General features: G+C 61.7%; 15 protein-coding genes. 7 read left to right on the plus strand and 8 right to left on the minus strand.

Annotated elements, in window-relative coordinates:
• Positions 1–75 precede the first annotated feature (75 nt).
• Together gmk and BN1128_RS23760 are read right to left on the minus strand one after the other, a co-directional pair.
• Positions 76–702, minus strand: a complete 627-nt coding sequence (gene gmk, locus BN1128_RS23755; RefSeq protein ID WP_042873572.1) for a guanylate kinase — start codon at positions 700–702, stop codon at positions 76–78.
• Positions 703–1,001: 299 nt separating this feature from the next.
• Positions 1,002–2,069 (minus strand): glycosyltransferase family 9 protein, encoded by a 1,068-nt coding sequence (locus tag BN1128_RS23760; protein ID WP_209428618.1) that lies wholly within the window; start codon positions 2,067–2,069, stop codon positions 1,002–1,004.
• Positions 2,070–2,242: 173 nt separating this feature from the next.
• On the opposite strand from BN1128_RS23760, the gene BN1128_RS23765 reads away from it, so the two are divergent.
• Together BN1128_RS23765 and BN1128_RS23770 are read left to right on the plus strand one after the other, a co-directional pair.
• Entirely contained in the window at positions 2,243–2,956 is a 714-nt protein-coding gene (locus BN1128_RS23765) for a 3-deoxy-D-manno-octulosonic acid kinase (protein ID WP_042873573.1), read from the plus strand.
• A 70-nt stretch (positions 2,957–3,026) separates the two neighbouring features.
• Positions 3,027–3,890, plus strand: coding sequence for a GGDEF domain-containing protein (locus BN1128_RS23770; RefSeq protein WP_042873575.1), 864 nt, complete (start codon positions 3,027–3,029; stop codon positions 3,888–3,890).
• Here BN1128_RS23770 and BN1128_RS23775 read toward each other — a convergent pair.
• Positions 3,887–4,741 (minus strand): carboxylate/amino acid/amine transporter, encoded by an 855-nt coding sequence (locus BN1128_RS23775; protein ID WP_042873578.1) that lies wholly within the window; start codon positions 4,739–4,741, stop codon positions 3,887–3,889. The two genes, BN1128_RS23770 and BN1128_RS23775, sit on opposite strands and share 4 nt — an antisense overlap.
• Before the next feature lie 42 nt (positions 4,742–4,783).
• On the opposite strand from BN1128_RS23775, the gene BN1128_RS23780 reads away from it, so the two are divergent.
• A complete protein-coding gene (locus BN1128_RS23780; RefSeq protein ID WP_042873633.1) occupies positions 4,784–5,242 on the plus strand; it encodes a DUF6314 family protein in 459 nt (152 codons plus the stop codon).
• Between the two features lie 157 nt (positions 5,243–5,399).
• On the opposite strand, the gene BN1128_RS25790 is transcribed toward BN1128_RS23780, so the two are convergent.
• Positions 5,400–5,561, minus strand: a complete 162-nt coding sequence (locus BN1128_RS25790) for a hypothetical protein (RefSeq protein ID WP_098981153.1) — start codon at positions 5,559–5,561, stop codon at positions 5,400–5,402.
• On the minus strand, positions 5,546–6,445 hold the full coding sequence (locus BN1128_RS23785) for a DMT family transporter (protein ID WP_042873580.1): 900 nt from the start codon (positions 6,443–6,445) through the stop codon (positions 5,546–5,548). Before BN1128_RS23785 ends, BN1128_RS25790 begins: the two co-directional genes overlap by 16 nt.
• Before the next feature lie 91 nt (positions 6,446–6,536).
• On the opposite strand from BN1128_RS23785, the gene BN1128_RS23790 reads away from it, so the two are divergent.
• Positions 6,537–7,511: a LysR family transcriptional regulator gene (locus BN1128_RS23790; protein ID WP_042873581.1), complete on the plus strand. Its 975-nt coding sequence runs from the start codon at positions 6,537–6,539 to the stop codon at positions 7,509–7,511.
• Here BN1128_RS23790 and trpS read toward each other — a convergent pair.
• Both trpS and BN1128_RS23800 read right to left on the minus strand, forming a co-directional pair.
• Positions 7,490–8,503, minus strand: coding sequence for a tryptophan--tRNA ligase (gene trpS, locus BN1128_RS23795; protein ID WP_042873583.1), 1,014 nt, complete (start codon positions 8,501–8,503; stop codon positions 7,490–7,492). The two genes, BN1128_RS23790 and trpS, sit on opposite strands and share 22 nt — an antisense overlap.
• A 192-nt stretch (positions 8,504–8,695) precedes the next feature.
• Positions 8,696–9,130, minus strand: coding sequence for a universal stress protein (locus tag BN1128_RS23800; RefSeq protein ID WP_042873586.1), 435 nt, complete (start codon positions 9,128–9,130; stop codon positions 8,696–8,698).
• 377 nt (positions 9,131–9,507) lie between these two features.
• Here BN1128_RS23800 and fabV point away from each other — a divergent pair, with 377 nt between their 5' ends.
• Positions 9,508–10,695: an enoyl-ACP reductase FabV gene (gene fabV / locus BN1128_RS23805; protein ID WP_042873588.1), complete on the plus strand. Its 1,188-nt coding sequence runs from the start codon at positions 9,508–9,510 to the stop codon at positions 10,693–10,695.
• A 61-nt stretch (positions 10,696–10,756) separates the two neighbouring features.
• Here the strand turns inward: fabV and BN1128_RS23810 are convergent, their stop codons facing one another.
• Positions 10,757–12,538 (minus strand): diguanylate cyclase domain-containing protein, encoded by a 1,782-nt coding sequence (locus BN1128_RS23810; protein ID WP_042873590.1) that lies wholly within the window; start codon positions 12,536–12,538, stop codon positions 10,757–10,759.
• 209 nt (positions 12,539–12,747) lie between these two features.
• On the opposite strand from BN1128_RS23810, the gene ftnA reads away from it, so the two are divergent.
• Both ftnA and BN1128_RS23820 read left to right on the plus strand, forming a co-directional pair.
• Positions 12,748–13,272 (plus strand): non-heme ferritin, encoded by a 525-nt coding sequence (gene ftnA / locus BN1128_RS23815; RefSeq protein ID WP_042873592.1) that lies wholly within the window; start codon positions 12,748–12,750, stop codon positions 13,270–13,272.
• A gap of 160 nt (positions 13,273–13,432) precedes the next feature.
• A complete protein-coding gene (locus tag BN1128_RS23820) occupies positions 13,433–14,617 on the plus strand; it encodes a BaiN/RdsA family NAD(P)/FAD-dependent oxidoreductase (RefSeq protein WP_042873635.1) in 1,185 nt (394 codons plus the stop codon).
• Positions 14,618–14,636: the final 19 nt, after the last annotated feature.

A 14,636-nucleotide genomic window follows, 5' to 3' on the forward strand; every position in this document is an offset into this window, starting at 1 on the left:
GACTCCAGTGTTTGGGCTTTCTGTGTTTAGAAAAGCGGTGTTTAAAAATGACGCAAAAGTTTACTTGTTTTTGGCCTATTCTGCCAGTAGCTGTTGCAGCAAGTTTTGTTGTGCCTGCTGTTGCTGACGCATTTCCAGCCGTTGGCACTCAATAATGGCCCTGAGTTGGAACAGCGCCAGCTCAAAGTCTTCGTTGATAATGACATAGTCATACTCGTCGTAGTGCACCATTTCGGCAATGGCTTTCGCCATCCGGCCGGCGATCACGTCGCTGCTGTCCTGACCGCGCCCGATCAGGCGCTGTTCCAGCTCGGCACGGCTGGGGGGCAGGATGAAGATGGACTTGGTCGGCATCTGCTCGCGGATTTGGCGGGCGCCCTGCCAGTCGATGTCGAGGAAGACGTCGATCCCCTTGGCCAGACAGACCTCGATGGCGGCGCGTGAGGTGCCGTAGTAGTTGCCAAACACTTCGGCCCACTCCAGAAAATCACCGCGTGCAATCAGCGCCTTGAATGTCTCCACCGGCACGAAGTGGTAATGCACCCCGTTCTCTTCGCCCGGGCGCATGGCACGAGTCGTGTGGGAGACCGACAGTTGCATCTTGCCTGCTGCGTTGTGTTTGGTCAGCAAGGCATTGAGCAGGCTGGATTTACCCGCCCCGCTCGGGGAGGAGATGATATAGAGAGTGCCTTGTTGCGCCATGTCATTACCTTTAATCGAAACCCGTGTTTTGGTTGTAGCAGAGGCCGCCGTCTTGTGCCCGAAAGGGAGACAGCCAAACGCAAAACGCGGAAAATTCTTGGATCAGGGGGATGTAAAGGCGGCGAATTTTAACAGAAGGCGGCGGATAAAAAAACGGCCGGAATCATATTCCAGCCGATCAAAGTATTCGTAGCTTGCTGCGGGAGCGTAACCCACATCGGCCGCTATTCTGCCCGGTGGGCGGGGCAGGGGCCATCAGGTTATCCCTGCCTCAGGGCTCGGAATTTCCGAGTTGCCTCTCAGCCTGGCAGATGGCGATCGGCGCAGAGCCGGTCAAAGGTGGCGATGACCCGTTCACTCGTGATCTTGCTCATGGCATCCGGATCCTTGAGGCGGGTGCGCCAGCTCAGCTCGGCCAGCGGTTTGCCGGTCTCCTGTTCGATCAGTTCCTGATAGACGCTGACCGCGTAGTCGCGGCACAGATAGGGGCCGGTGCGGGCCGGATTGTGATGGGCGTAGAGGCCGATCACCGGCGTGCCGACCAGGGTTGCCATGTGGGTGGGGCCCGTATCCGGTGCCAGCACCAGGCTGGCTTCGGCGATCAGCGCCAGCAGCTGCTTGAGGTTGGTCTGGCCTACCAGATCCACCGGTTTGCTCTGGCTCAGCCGCTGTATGTCGGCGGCCAGATCCCGTTCCAGCTTGGCCGGGCCGCCGCACAGATAGACCTGAAAGCCCTTGTTGGCCGCGTGATCTGCCAGCGCGGCATAACCCGCGGCGGTCCAGTTCTTGAACGCCTTGCTGGCGGCGGCGCAGATGAGCAGGGTCGGTTTGCCGCCAATCTTCTCCCGGGCCCAGGTTTTATGTTCGGCGCTGATGGGCAGTTGCCAGTCGGGGGTCAGATCCTGGATGCCCAGCTCTTTGGCGAAAGCGAGGAAACCGTCCAGCACGTGAGGGGAGGCGGGGGATGGCACCCTGTGATTGGTGAACAGCCACTGACCGTCGTTGGCGCGCGCCTTGTCGAAACCGAGTTTGATGTTCGCCCGGATGCCGAGGGTGGCAATGCTGGCGCGCATGGCCGCCTGCAGATGGAGCAGGGCATCGAACCTGCGTCCCTTGAGGGTCTGCCAGAGGTCACGATAGCCGCGCCACCCCTTGCTCTTGTCAAAGGCGATGACCTCGACCCCGGGCAGATCGGCGAAAAGTGTCGCCTCTATCTTGCCGGTGATCCAGGTGATGCGGGTCTCTGGCCACTCCCGCTGGATGACGCGCACCAGCGCCAGCGCGTGGCAGCAATCCCCGATGGCGGAGAGCCGCAGGATACAGATGGAAGAGGGCGGCGTTTGGAACAGCGGCATGATGTGGCGCAATGGTGGCAAAATGGATGGATGGCATTATGCAAACTCCCCTGTGGATTGTAAAATTGCGCGCAACTGGCAGCCGGTACTGACTCTGATCCTCACAAGGAGCTCGGGTCCGTGCCGACAGGCCGCCTTATCGTGAATCGAACCATTGCGATTACTGACCGACCGGAATCACCAAGATGCGAATTCAGACCGAACACAACCAGATCTGCTGGTACGCCGAAGGGATTTTTCATGACCCTTCCCCCGAGCTGTTTGATCCGGCCTGGTGGCAGACCCATCGCCAGGTAGTGGGTTCCTCCATCGGTCGCGGGGTGACCTGGTTCGTGAAGGATGAATCCCGCCATCTGGTGCTGCGCCATTACTATCGCGGGGGCATGGTGGGCAAGGTGGTGCGGGATCGCTTCTGGTTCGAGGGGGTAGAGAGCAGCCGGGCAATGGCCGAGTACAGCCTGCTGGCCAAGCTGAGCGAGCAGGGTCTGCCGGTGCCGCGCCCGTTTGCGGCCCGCATGGCCAAGCAGGGCCCCTTCTATCGGGCCGATATCCTGATCGAGCGCATTCGCGGCGCCAAGGATCTGGTGGCGCTGCTCAAGCAGGGGCCGATCGCCGGCGAGGTGTGGCACAAGGTTGGCCAGACGGTGCGCCAGCTGCACGATGCCGGTGTCTATCATGCGGATCTCAACAGCCACAACCTGCTGCTCGACAAGGAGGGCAAGGTGTGGGTGATCGATTTCGACAAGGGGGCCATCCGCTCCCCCGGCAGCTGGCAGCAGGCCAACCTGGAGCGACTGCTGCGCTCCTTCACCAAAGAGTCCCAATTGCATACCAGTTTCCACTTCGTGCCGGAGAACTGGCACGCCCTGATGAACGGCTATCAAGGAAAAGCGAGCTGACCCTGTTGCTCGCCGCGAGAGCCAATGTTACTTATTGAGCAGGTATTCAGATTCGGTTTCGAGGCGCTCGATGGACATGCTCAAGGCTCCCCTGAGGGAAGCAATCACCCGGTTTGATCTGGCGCTGATGGCGGATGCCATGGCTCTGCTGGCGGCGGGACTCTGGAGCTGGAGCCCGCAACAGGGGGTGCAGCGGGATCTCTCCTGCCTGCGCCTGCTGGGATTGGATGAGACTGGGCTGGACGATCTCGGCTGGCTGGAGCGGGTACATCCCGACGATGTGGCCGCCCTGCAGGATGCGCTCGCTGCCTGCCAGAGCGGGCGAGTGGCCCAGATCCGGCTCGAATACCGCATCCTGCATCACGATGGTCACTACGTGCGGCTGGAAGAGCGGGCCCGGCGTGATGTGCATGGCCAGGTGCTGGGGGTGGTGCGCCAGCTCGACCCGCTGGCCGTGATCGTGGAGGAGCGCCACGGCATGGATCCCCTCACCGGACTGGAGAGCCGCGGCCACTTCGAGCAGCTGCTCGACGAGCGGCTGGCGACCGAGAGCGGCAGTTTCAGCCTGCTGCAGTTCACCGTGGACCACAGTGCCAAAATATTGCAGCTGTTTGGTGAAGCGGCCTGTGATGCCATGCTGGCCAAGCTGGCGCGCATAGTGCGCCACGAACTGCGGCGGGAGGATCCCTTCGCCCGCTGGGACCAGGATGGCTTCATCCTGATGCTCTCCCAGACCGATCGGCTGAGCAGCCTGGAGATTGCCGAGCGGTTGCGCCTGGAGATCGCCGATGCCAGCCTGCTGCCGCAGCGGCCGGTAACCGTCAGCATAGGGCTGGTGCAGAGCCAGAGCGGCGAACATATCGATCACCTGCTGGCTCGTCTGGCCACCTGTCACGGTCAGGCCAGACGGGAGCACAATACCGTCGTTGGTTAATGCTTGCTCACGTTGGCGCGCTGGCAAATCCAGAGGGAGGCCAGCATCAGCAAGCCGCCGAGCGCGAGGCGAACCAGGTCGGTTTCCCGTCCCCATAGCAGCAGGTTGACCAGCAACCCCGCCGGGATCAGGGCGTTGTTCATGATGGCCAGCACACCGCTGCTGACCTTGGTGGCACCCTTGTTCCACAGGAAGTAACCCAGCCCGGAAGCGCCTATCCCCAGCCACAGCAGAATGCCCCATTGCAAACTGCTGGTCGGGTATTGCGGCTTGCCCAGCAGCCACCAGGCGGGCAGGGCGACAGCCAGGGCCCCGAGATAGAAGCAGCCAAACACCGCCAGTTGCGGTGGCTGCTGCGCCTCCCGTGCCAGCAACACCTTGTAACCGACCTGGCCCAGGGCGAAGCAGAGGTTGGCACCCTGCACCACCAGGAATCCCAGCATATAGCTCTCGGTCAGCCCGTCGAAGCGGATGACGGCCGCTCCCAGCACAGCCAGCAGGGCACCCCACAGATAAACGGGTTTGAAGCGCCGCTCCAGCAGATCGTGGATCAGGGTGACGTAGATGGGGGTGAAGATGGTGAACACCAGCACTTCCGGCACCGTCAGCAGCAGGAAAGACTGGTAGTAGAACAGATACATGATGCCGAGCTGGATGGCGCCCAGGCTCATCAGCTTGAGCACCAGATCGGGCCGCAGCCAGCGGCGCCGGAGAAAGGGCAGGAACACCAGGCTGGCGAGGACGATGCGGGTCAGCACGGAGAAGTATGCATCCACCTGGCCAGCGAGATAGACCCCGATCAGGCTGAAGGAGAATGACCAGAGCAGGGTTACCCCTATCAAGTAGTTCATGTGATTGAATTGTCGTCAGTTGTCAATTTGGAGGGCGCTATGATGGCCGAGTTGGAAAGCGCGATCCAGCGTTTATGGGAGCAGTTGCCACAGATCGGAGCATTTGCCTTCGAGGCGAGCAATGGGGAAGGGTCCGCGACCGACTGGTGCGGGCGTGGTGAGGGTGACGTGCTGGTGACCGATCATCAGGGTGGCTGGCTCTTTACGGAGCAGGGGCGCTATACCACGCCCCATGGCCGGGTGCTCACCATGCACAACCGATTCTGGTGGCGGCGCAGTGTGCGGGGGATCCTGCTTTCTCACCTGCGTTACGAACAGCCGGTCGAGTTGTTCGAGTTGCTGCCGCAAGGAGATGGCCGCTGGCTGACCGCAGAGCCCCACCTGTGTGGCCAGGATCACTACAGTGCCGAGCTGACGCAGACCACGAGCGGCTTTCTGCTCGGCTGGCAGATCACGGGGCCGCGCAAGAACGAGCGGCTCAGCTATCGCTACCGGGAATGATGTGCAAGGGAGCTTGGCGTCGTCGGTGCTGGCAGCGAAAGGCAGCCATAAAAAAACCGGCGCAGTGCGCCGGTAGAGGGGACAAATCGGAGGTTTTTTAAAAAACGGTCCCAAAAACAGGAGAGATACACTCTCGTCACACATTCAGAGATGGACTTCAGGCACTCAACGCATAGCTCAACATGGCCTGCAGCTTGCTGTCGAAGAACCAGGGCAGCAGCACCATCAGCAGGCCGAGCACGCCGGCCAGCCGCTGGCGGTATTGCCAGCCGGCAATCAGCACCAGGCCGCCACAGAGGGTGGTCAGGATGCCTGACATAGGGTGGCCTCCCGCTGGGCGCGGCGTTGCTGTGCCCACTGGTTCAGGGCGACCGAGCCCAGGATCAGGGCCAGCGCCAGACCCGTGGTGGACTGGATCTGTTCACCGAGGAACATGGCACCCAGCATGACGCCAAACAGCGGCACCAGGTAGTTGCTGAAGGAGGCAAAGGTCGGACCCGCCTTCTGGATCAGCGCCATGTAGAGGAAGTAGACCAGACCGGTACAGAAGACGCCCAGCACGGCCACTGCGCCTATGACCTGCTGGCTCGGCATGGTGAGGGCACTCAGATCGGTGACGAAGGGGGCGGCCAGCATCAGCTGGATGGCGGACGAGATCAGTATGTTGCGCGCCACCACCACAGGGTGGTCCTTGGCAAAGCGCTTGATCATCAGCAGACCGATGGCAAAGCAGCTGGCGCCGAACAGGATCGCCATGGCACCGAGCAGACCGGCGTTCATGCCGCTGGCCAGTTTCGGCCAGAACAGCACCAGCACGCCGACGAAGCCTATGATCACCGAGATCAGCCCGCCCTTGGTGATTCTTTCACCAGAAATAAACAGGGGCGCAGCCAGAATGGTCACAAAGGGGATACAACCCATTACCACGGCGGCGATGGCGCTATCCACATACTGTTGACCCCAGGCCACCATGATGAAGGGCAGGGTGGCATCGAGCAGGGCGATCAGCATGTAGGTACGCCAGGGGGTGTGCTCGCTCTTGAGACGCATGAACAGGCAGAGCAGACCCAGGGTCAGGCTGCCACACAAGGCACGACCGGCTGCCACCATGATGGGGGGCAATTCAGTCACTGCCTGATGCATGAAAATGAACTGGGATCCCCACAACAGGCCAATCGCCAGCAACAACAGATAGCTACGCATTTTAATCTCCGATGTAATTCGCCAGCGCATTCTATGCAATCTGCTACTATGCCAAAAATGAATTGTCGTCATTCAACTATGGCCATTATCGATGGAACTCCCTCTTTCCCGCCTCGACCTCAACCTGCTGACCGTGTTCGACATGCTGATGCAGGAGCGCAACGTCACCCGTGCCGCCGAGCGTCTGCACCTCTCCCAGTCCACCGTCAGTCATGCGCTGGGGCGGTTGCGGCAGGCGCTGGATGATCCCTTGTTCGTCATGAGCCGGCGCGAGATGATGCCGACCGAGCGGGCCAAGGCGCTGGCCGGGCCGGTGCGTCAGGCGCTAGCCATGCTGGAGCAGGGGCTGCGGCAGGCGAAGGGGTTCGATCCCGCCAGTGCACGACGGATCTTCCGCATCGCCACCCCTGGCTCGGTGGAACATGGCCTGGTGCCGGTGCTGGTGGAGCGGCTGCACCGGCAGGCGCCTCACTGCCGATTGGAGGTGTGCGAGCTGGCGGACAGCGACTATGAGCGGGAGCTGGAGAAGGGGGAGCTGGATCTGGTGATCGGGTTCGCCGATGCCAACCACCTCTCGCCTCGGTTGTGGCGCGAGCCCTGGTTCAACAACCCGCTGGTCTGCTTGTCCCCCCTCGGCAGCGAGCTGCCGGACGTGCTGGGGCCGGCCGAGCTGGTCAGCCGCCCCCATATCCACACCTCCAGCTGGGGCCACAGCCAGGCCATGGTGGATCTCTGGCTGGCCCGTTTCGGGGTCGAGCGTGAGCTGGGGGTGCGGTTGCCGAGCTTTATGGCGGTGCCGCCCCTGATGGCAACAGGCCGCTATCTGGTGGTGGTGCCCGAGATGATCGGCCGCCACTTCTGCCGCTACTACCCGCTGCGGCTGCATCAGCTGGATCCTGACATCCCCATCGTATACCTGATGGCGGGCCACCCGCTCACCGCCCATGACGAGGCCATTGGCTGGTTCAAGGGGCTCTTGCACCGGCTTGCCTTCGAGCGCTACGGTGCGGATGCGCTCGGCAGCCCGGCGCAGCGCGGGGCGGATCAGGTCAGTGCGGCGAAGTAATCCAGTCCCATGGCGCTTTTTACCTCCGCCAGCACCTCGTCGGTGAGCGCACGGGCCTGCAGCGTGCCTTGCTGCAACAGCTGCAGCAGCTGACGCTTGTCGGCAATCGCCGCCTGACGCCGCTCCCGCATGGGGGCGAGCAGGGTCTGCAGGCAGTCATTCAATACCTGCTTGCAACGCATGTCGCCCAGCCCGCCGCGTTGGTAATGGGCCTTCATCTCGGCCACCAGCGCCTTGTCCGGGTGGAAGGCATCCAGATAGGCGAACACAGTATTGCCCTCCACCTGACCCGGATCGCTCACCTTGAGGTGATTGGGGTCTGTGTACATGGCGAACACCGCCTGTTTTACCTCTTCCGCTGACATACCGAGTTCTATGGTGTTGCCGAGGGACTTGGACATCTTGGCCTTGCCGTCTATGCCGGGCAGGCGGCCGGTGTCGCTCAGGATCGGCTGGCACTCGGTCAGCACTTCCTTGCCCACCAGAGCGTTGAAGCGGCGCACTATCTCGTTGGTCTGCTCCAGCATGGGCAGCTGATCCTCGCCTACCGGCACATGGGTGGCGCGAAAGGCGGTGATGTCGGCGGCCTGGCTGACCGGGTAGACCAAAAAACCCGCCGGCAGGCTGCGCTCGAACCCTTTCTGCTGGATCTCCGCCTTGACGGTGGGGTTGCGCTCCAGCCGGGCGACGCTGACCAGATTGAGGTAATAGGTGGTGAGCTCGGCGAGGGCGGGCAGGGCACTCTGCAGGCAGAAGGTGGTCTTGGCCGGGTCGAGGCCGACCGCCAGATAGTCGGCCATCACCTCCAGCACGTTGTCGGTCACCTTGGCCGGGTTGTGGCCGTTGTCGGTCAGCGCCTGCAGATCGGCGATCATCACGAACTGGCGGTAATGGTGCTGGGCCTCGACGCGCTGGCGCAGGGAACCGACGTAGTGGCCTATGTGCAGTTTGCCGGTGGGACGGTCGCCGGTCAGTATGATGGGGTTGTGCATGTCGCTCTCTCCAGTTGGGGTGGGCCGGGAGGCGACAAAGGGATAAAAACAATGACCGCCTCTCGGCGGTCACGGTGTTTTCTTTGGAAAATTTTACATAGAAAAGCAGTGCCGCCTGTTTATAAGCAGCACCACCAGTAGTTGTGATTGAAGATGGTCATATTCATGGCAAATCAAGCTACGCCTGTTTGATCACTTCTGCAAGGGCACCACCAGCAGATCGCAGGGTACGGTATTCATCAGCTGGCGGGCGCTGGAGGTAAGCAGGCTCCAGAAGCTCTGGCGATGACCGCACACCAGCAGATCGATCTGGTAATCCTTGACCGCCTGGTTGACCCGCTCGCTCAGATCGCCGCAGATCACCAGCTTCTTCTCGATGGGGTAGTCCACCGAGGCCAGGAAGGTCTCCAGCTTCTCTTTCGCTTCGGCGATCACCTGATCCTGCACGTTGTCGATGTCGATATCGATCATCTCGGTGTAGAGATCCTTGAGGTCCACGTCCACATGGATCACCGACAGCTTGGCGCCGTTGGAGCGGGCCCGGTCGACCGCCTTCTCGATCACCTTGCGGTTGTCCTCCGACAGGTCGATCGCGGCCAGTATGTGTTTGTAATAGGTTCCATTCATGGGAGTTCTCCTCACTGATCCTGAGTCCACTATACCAATGTCTGATGAAACTAAAATGGTGTATCCGGCACAGTTTTAGGATTTAAACGAGTTTCTTATGAGGCTATCTTTCGGCCGCAGGTGAAAAATCGGCTATAAATCGAACAGGAATTTGAAGCAGGTCACACCCGCTGGCTTGCCCGCAAGGGGTGACGGGCATAGGATGTGCCCGTGCTTCGCAATGAACACAAAACAACAAAAAGCATCTGAATACCGCTTTGGGGAGCCTCGCGCTCCCTCTTGTTTTTCTACCTCCTTACTGCCGATATCCCGCCCGACATCAAGGTAATCCGCGACTTCTTGGTTATGCTGTAGCCAGTTCCTTTGGAGATCCCTTCATGATCATTCACCCGCAGATCCAGGGTTGTGTCGCCCGCAACTGTCACCCCATCGGCTGCCGGGCCGCCGTGTTGCAGCAGATATCCAGCGTCAAAGCTGCGGGCCCCTTCAACGGGCCCAAGCGGGTGCTGGTACTGGGTGCCTCCTCCGGATTCGGGCTGGCATCGCGCATCGCGCTCACCTTCGGGGCTGGTGCCGATACCGTCGGTGTCTCGTTCGAGCGAGGCCCGTCCGAGAAGGGGCTCGGCAGCGCGGGCTGGTACAACAATATCTGGTTTCGGCAGGCGGCAGAGCAGGAGGGGCGCATCGCCGTCAACCTGATCGGTGATGCCTTCTCCGACGGGATGCGCCAGCAGGCCATCGACACCATCCGCCAGCAGTTGGGGCAGGTGGATCTGGTGATCTACTCGCTGGCGAGCGGCATTCGGGTGCTGCCCGACGGCACTCAGGTGCGCTCCGTGCTCAAGACCACCGGCCAGCCATTCAGCGGCTGGGGGCTGGATCTGGAGCAGGATACCCTGGTGCAGCAGTCGCTGGCGCCAGCCACCCCGGAGGAGATCCGCGATACCGTCACTGTGATGGGCGGCGAGGATTGGCAGCTCTGGCTGCAGGCGTTGCAGCAGGCGGATTGCCTCGCTCCTGGCGCCCGGACTGTGGCCTACTCCTATATCGGCCCCGAATCCACCTATCCCCTCTATCGGGATGGCACCATCGGCTACGCCAAGGAGCATCTGCATGCCACCGCCGAAACCATCAACCTGCAGCTGGCCGACATCGGCGGCCACGCCTGGGTGTCGGTCTGCAAGGCGCTGGTGACCAAGGCGAGCGCCTATATTCCTGTGCTGCCGGTTTACCTGGGCTTGCTGATGGGGGTGATGAAGGAGCGCGGCGTGCACGAAGGCTGCATCGAGCAGATGCAGCGACTGTTTGCCGCCAAGATGTACGGCCCGCAAGGGGTGGTGGCCGATGGCAACCGGTTGATCCGGATGGATGACCACGAGCTGGATCCGGCCGTTCAGGCTGCGGTCTCAACCCTCTGGTCCAAGGTGACACCGGACAACTTCCATGCCCTGGGGGATTTCGCCGGGCTGCGGCAGGATTTCATGCAGCTCAACGGCTTCGAGCTGCCGGGTGTGGATTACGGGGCACCTGTGGATCTGGCCTCGTTGACCGAACTGCTGCCCTGAGCCAGATTGGGCTGTTGCTCCATCCCTCCCATTTATTCAGAGCCTGTGGCTGGGCTGATCATCAGGCCACGCTGCTGGCCAGTTCATCCTGCGCCGAAGGGGTCGTTGCCAATATGGTCTGGTTGCGGCCCTGGCGCTTGGCCTGATACATGGCCATGTCGGCCCGGTGAATGAGCTGGCCCAGCCCCTCGTCGGCCAGCGAGCGCCCTGCGACACCGATGCTGATGGTCATGCGGGGGTTGTCCAGCTGGGCAATCCGCTGGCGCAGCCGCTCGGCCAGATGCCAGCAATCCTCCGCCGGCAGCGGCACCGCCACCAGAAACTCCTCACCTCCCCAGCGTCCGACCAGTTGCAGGTCGGGCACCCAGGATCTCAGCTCCCGCGCCAGCCGCTGGATCGCCCTGTCCCCCGCCTGATGACCATGGCGGTCGTTGATCTGCTTGAAGTGATCTATGTCGATGATGAGCAGGGTGAGCGGGCCCTCCTGCTGCCACTGGATTGCCAGCCGTTCCAGCAGGGCGCGGCGGTTTGGCAGCTCGGTCAGCTGATCGAAGGTGGCGAGCTTGTAGAGGTGGCGTGAACTGCGGTGCAGCCTGTGGGTGGTGATCCCCAGCAGCAGCAGGGCACCGGCCAGCAGGCCGACCAGCACCAGCTGATAATTGCGGGCACTCTGTTGATGCAGCAACTGCTGACGCTTGCGCTCGTTCTCCTGTTGCAGCGCCCGGTTGCTGGCTTCGCTGCGGGCCAGATCCATCTCGGCCTGGAAGGCGGTGGCATGCTGGCTCAGGGTCTGGTTGAAGTGCTGCTTGTAGTCGCTCATGTAGTCGGTCAGCGCCTGATAGGCCTCGGGATAGCGGCCCTGATCAGCCAGCAGGCTGGCTTGCAGCGCCTTGCTGCTGACACTGACTTGCCCCTGGGACGTCAGCAGCTGCAGCGCGAGCTGCTTCTCGCCGCGGCCTTGCAGCGCCAAGGCCCGGGTCTCGAGCAGCCGCACCCCCGCCTCCGGGTAACCCAGCTGCTGATAGAGTGCCTGCGCCTCGTCCAGACTGCGCAGGGCACCCGCCCAGTTGCCCTCTGCATTGAACGCCATGGCCTGATAGCCGAGCATGATGGCGCGATAGTCCGGAGCCAGATCCGGGGTGGCCAGCAGGCCGTCGAGCAGTTGCCGCGCCTGGGCGGGGCGATCCGTATCTATGTAGAGCCGCGCCATGTTGGCCCGGATGATGGTCTGGCTGTTGGGCTCGTCCAGCTTCACCATCAGTTGCAAGGCTTCCTGATAATAGGTTTCAGCCTCCTTGGCCAGGCTCAGGTCGGCATAGAGGTTGCCGAGGGTCATCAGCAGGCGGGCGCACTGCAGGCTGGAAATGGGGTTGTCCGGGGCGGCTCGCTTGAGCTGGAAGGCGGTCTTGAGTTCGGCGATCGCCTCTTTCAACTGCTGGGTGCGATAGAGAGCGAGCCCGTTCAGGGCATGCCACTCGGATTCCTGCACAGGGTGGTCGGCGACGGCTGGCTTGAGCTGTGCCAGCAGGGCGAGGGCCTGATCCGGCGCCTCCGTATCCAGAGTGAGGGCTATCTGCTGCAACCTGAAGTCGAGCAGGCGCAGGGTTTCCTGCTGGGCGCTGGCCAGCCCGCGCGCCCGGGCGTTGTCGAGCAGGGCTTGTGGATAGCGCCCCAGCGCTGCCTGGGCCAGGGCTCTGGCATGAAACAGCTCCATATCCTGCTGCGGGTGGGCATCGAGGCGCCGCAGATAGCCGACGGGATCGCGCGCCGCCTGCAATTCAGCCTCTTCCAGCAAGGAGGGAGTGGCCTGCAGCTGGGTTATCCAGAGCAGTGCCAGTGCCATTATGAATCTCATTGAATCCTTTCCCCGACCACTGGGGCCATCATAATGGCTGAATCCACCTACACCATGTTTCTTTGCTTCTCTATAACCGTATGGGGGATAGGATGAGGTGAAAAGCTGTCACAACTGAGAGCTGGGGCCACCGTATCTGGTTGATTCATGATGAAACAGTGGCGACAATCGTGACCAAATCACAGTGGAGAATCAGCATGTTGGCCAAAGCCATGATCGAGAAGTTGAACGAGCAGATTAATCTTGAATTCTATTCCTCCAATCTCTACCTGCAGATGAGCGCCTGGTGCGAGGACAAGGGCTTCGAAGGGGCCGCCACCTTCCTGCGCCAGCACGCGGTCGAGGAGCGCCAGCATATGGAGCGCCTGTTCACCTACGTGAGCGAGACCGGCGCCATGCCGATGCTGGGTGCCATAGATGCGCCTCCCCACGAGTTCAACTCGCTGGGTGACATCTTCCGCACCACCCTGGAGCACGAGTACCACATCACCAAGTGCATCAACGGTCTGGCCCATGTGGCGTTCACCACCCAGGACTACTCCACCTTCAACTTCCTGCAGTGGTACGTGGCCGAGCAGCATGAAGAGGAGAAGCTGTTCAAGAGCATCGTCGACCGTCTGTCGCTGGTGGGCGAGGATGGCAAGGGTCTCTACTTCATCGACAAGGAGCTGGCCGAGCTGGCCAAGGGCGCCCCTGCCAGCGTCATGGATGGCAACGCCTGATAGTCGTGGACACTTAGTGTTCAGCCAGTACAATAACGGCCCCTCGTATAGGGGCCGTTTTCTATTGATGCTGCCATGAAACCACTGCGGTGGTTTCTGCTGGGTACAATGACGGTCTTTCGTATAAAGGTGCCGTTTTTCTTTGGATGAGTGAGCGATGATGAAGCAGGTTGATGTGGTGGTGATCGGGGCCGGTGCGGCCGGTTTGATGTGTGCCCAGCAGGCGGGCTATCGGGGCCGATCCGTGTTGTTGCTCGACAACGCCAAGAAGCCGGGCCGCAAGATCCTCATCAGCGGTGGCGGTCGTTGCAACTTCACCAACCATCAGACCGGGCCGCACGCCTTTCTCTCGGGCAATCCCCATTTCTGCAAGTCGGCGCTGGCGCGCTACACCCAGCAGGATTTCATCGATCTGGTGGACCGGCACGGGGTCAACTACCACGAGAAGACCCTGGGCCAGCTGTTCTGTGACGAGAGCGCCAAGGAGATAGTCGATGTGCTGCTCACCGAGTGCGACTGGGCTGGTGTCACCCTGCAGTTCCAGACCGAGATCCTTAGTGTCAGCAAGTCTGATGACGGCTTTATGCTCGCGACCAGCAAGGGGGAGATAAGCTGCCACTCGCTGGTGGTAGCCACCGGCGGCCTCTCCATGCCCAAGCTTGGCGCCACCCCCTACGGCTTCAAGCTGGCGGAGCAGTTCGGCCTTGCTGTGCTGCCCACCCGCGCCGGTCTGGTGCCCTTCACCCTGCATCAGGCCGACAAGGAGGCCTTTGCCGATCTGGCGGGGGTCAGCCTGCCGGTGGCCGTGACCGCCGAGGATGGCACCCGCTTCAAGGAGGCCATGCTGTTCACCCACCGCGGCCTCTCGGGCCCCGCGATACTGCAGATCTCTTCGTTTTGGCTGGCGGGGGAGAAGATCCACCTCAACCTGCTGCCCGAGCTGGATATTCCTGCGGCCCTCAAGGCATGGGTGCAGGCCCATCCCGCGCAGGAGCTGAAGACGGTGTTGGGACGCGAGCTGCCCAAGCGCTTCGTCGACAAGCTGGTAGAGCTGGGTCAGCTCATCAACAAGCCCATGCGTCAGTACAACGAGCGGGAGCTGGAGGCCATCGCCACCCTGCTGGGAGATTGGCAGATCCTGCCGAATGGTACCGAAGGCTATCGCACCGCCGAGGTGACGCTGGGGGGCGTGGATACCAACGAGCTCTCCTCCAAAACCATGGAGGCGCGCAAGGTGCCTGGCCTCTACTTCATCGGCGAGGTGGTGGACGTGACCGGCTGGCTTGGTGGCTACAACTTCCAGTGGGCCTGGTCATCGGGTTGGGTGGCGGGGCAATACTGCTGATAGGAGCTTGTACTTGGCG

This window comes from Aeromonas piscicola (assembly GCF_000820005.1).
GTDB classification, from domain to species: Bacteria; Pseudomonadota; Gammaproteobacteria; order Enterobacterales; family Aeromonadaceae; genus Aeromonas; species Aeromonas piscicola.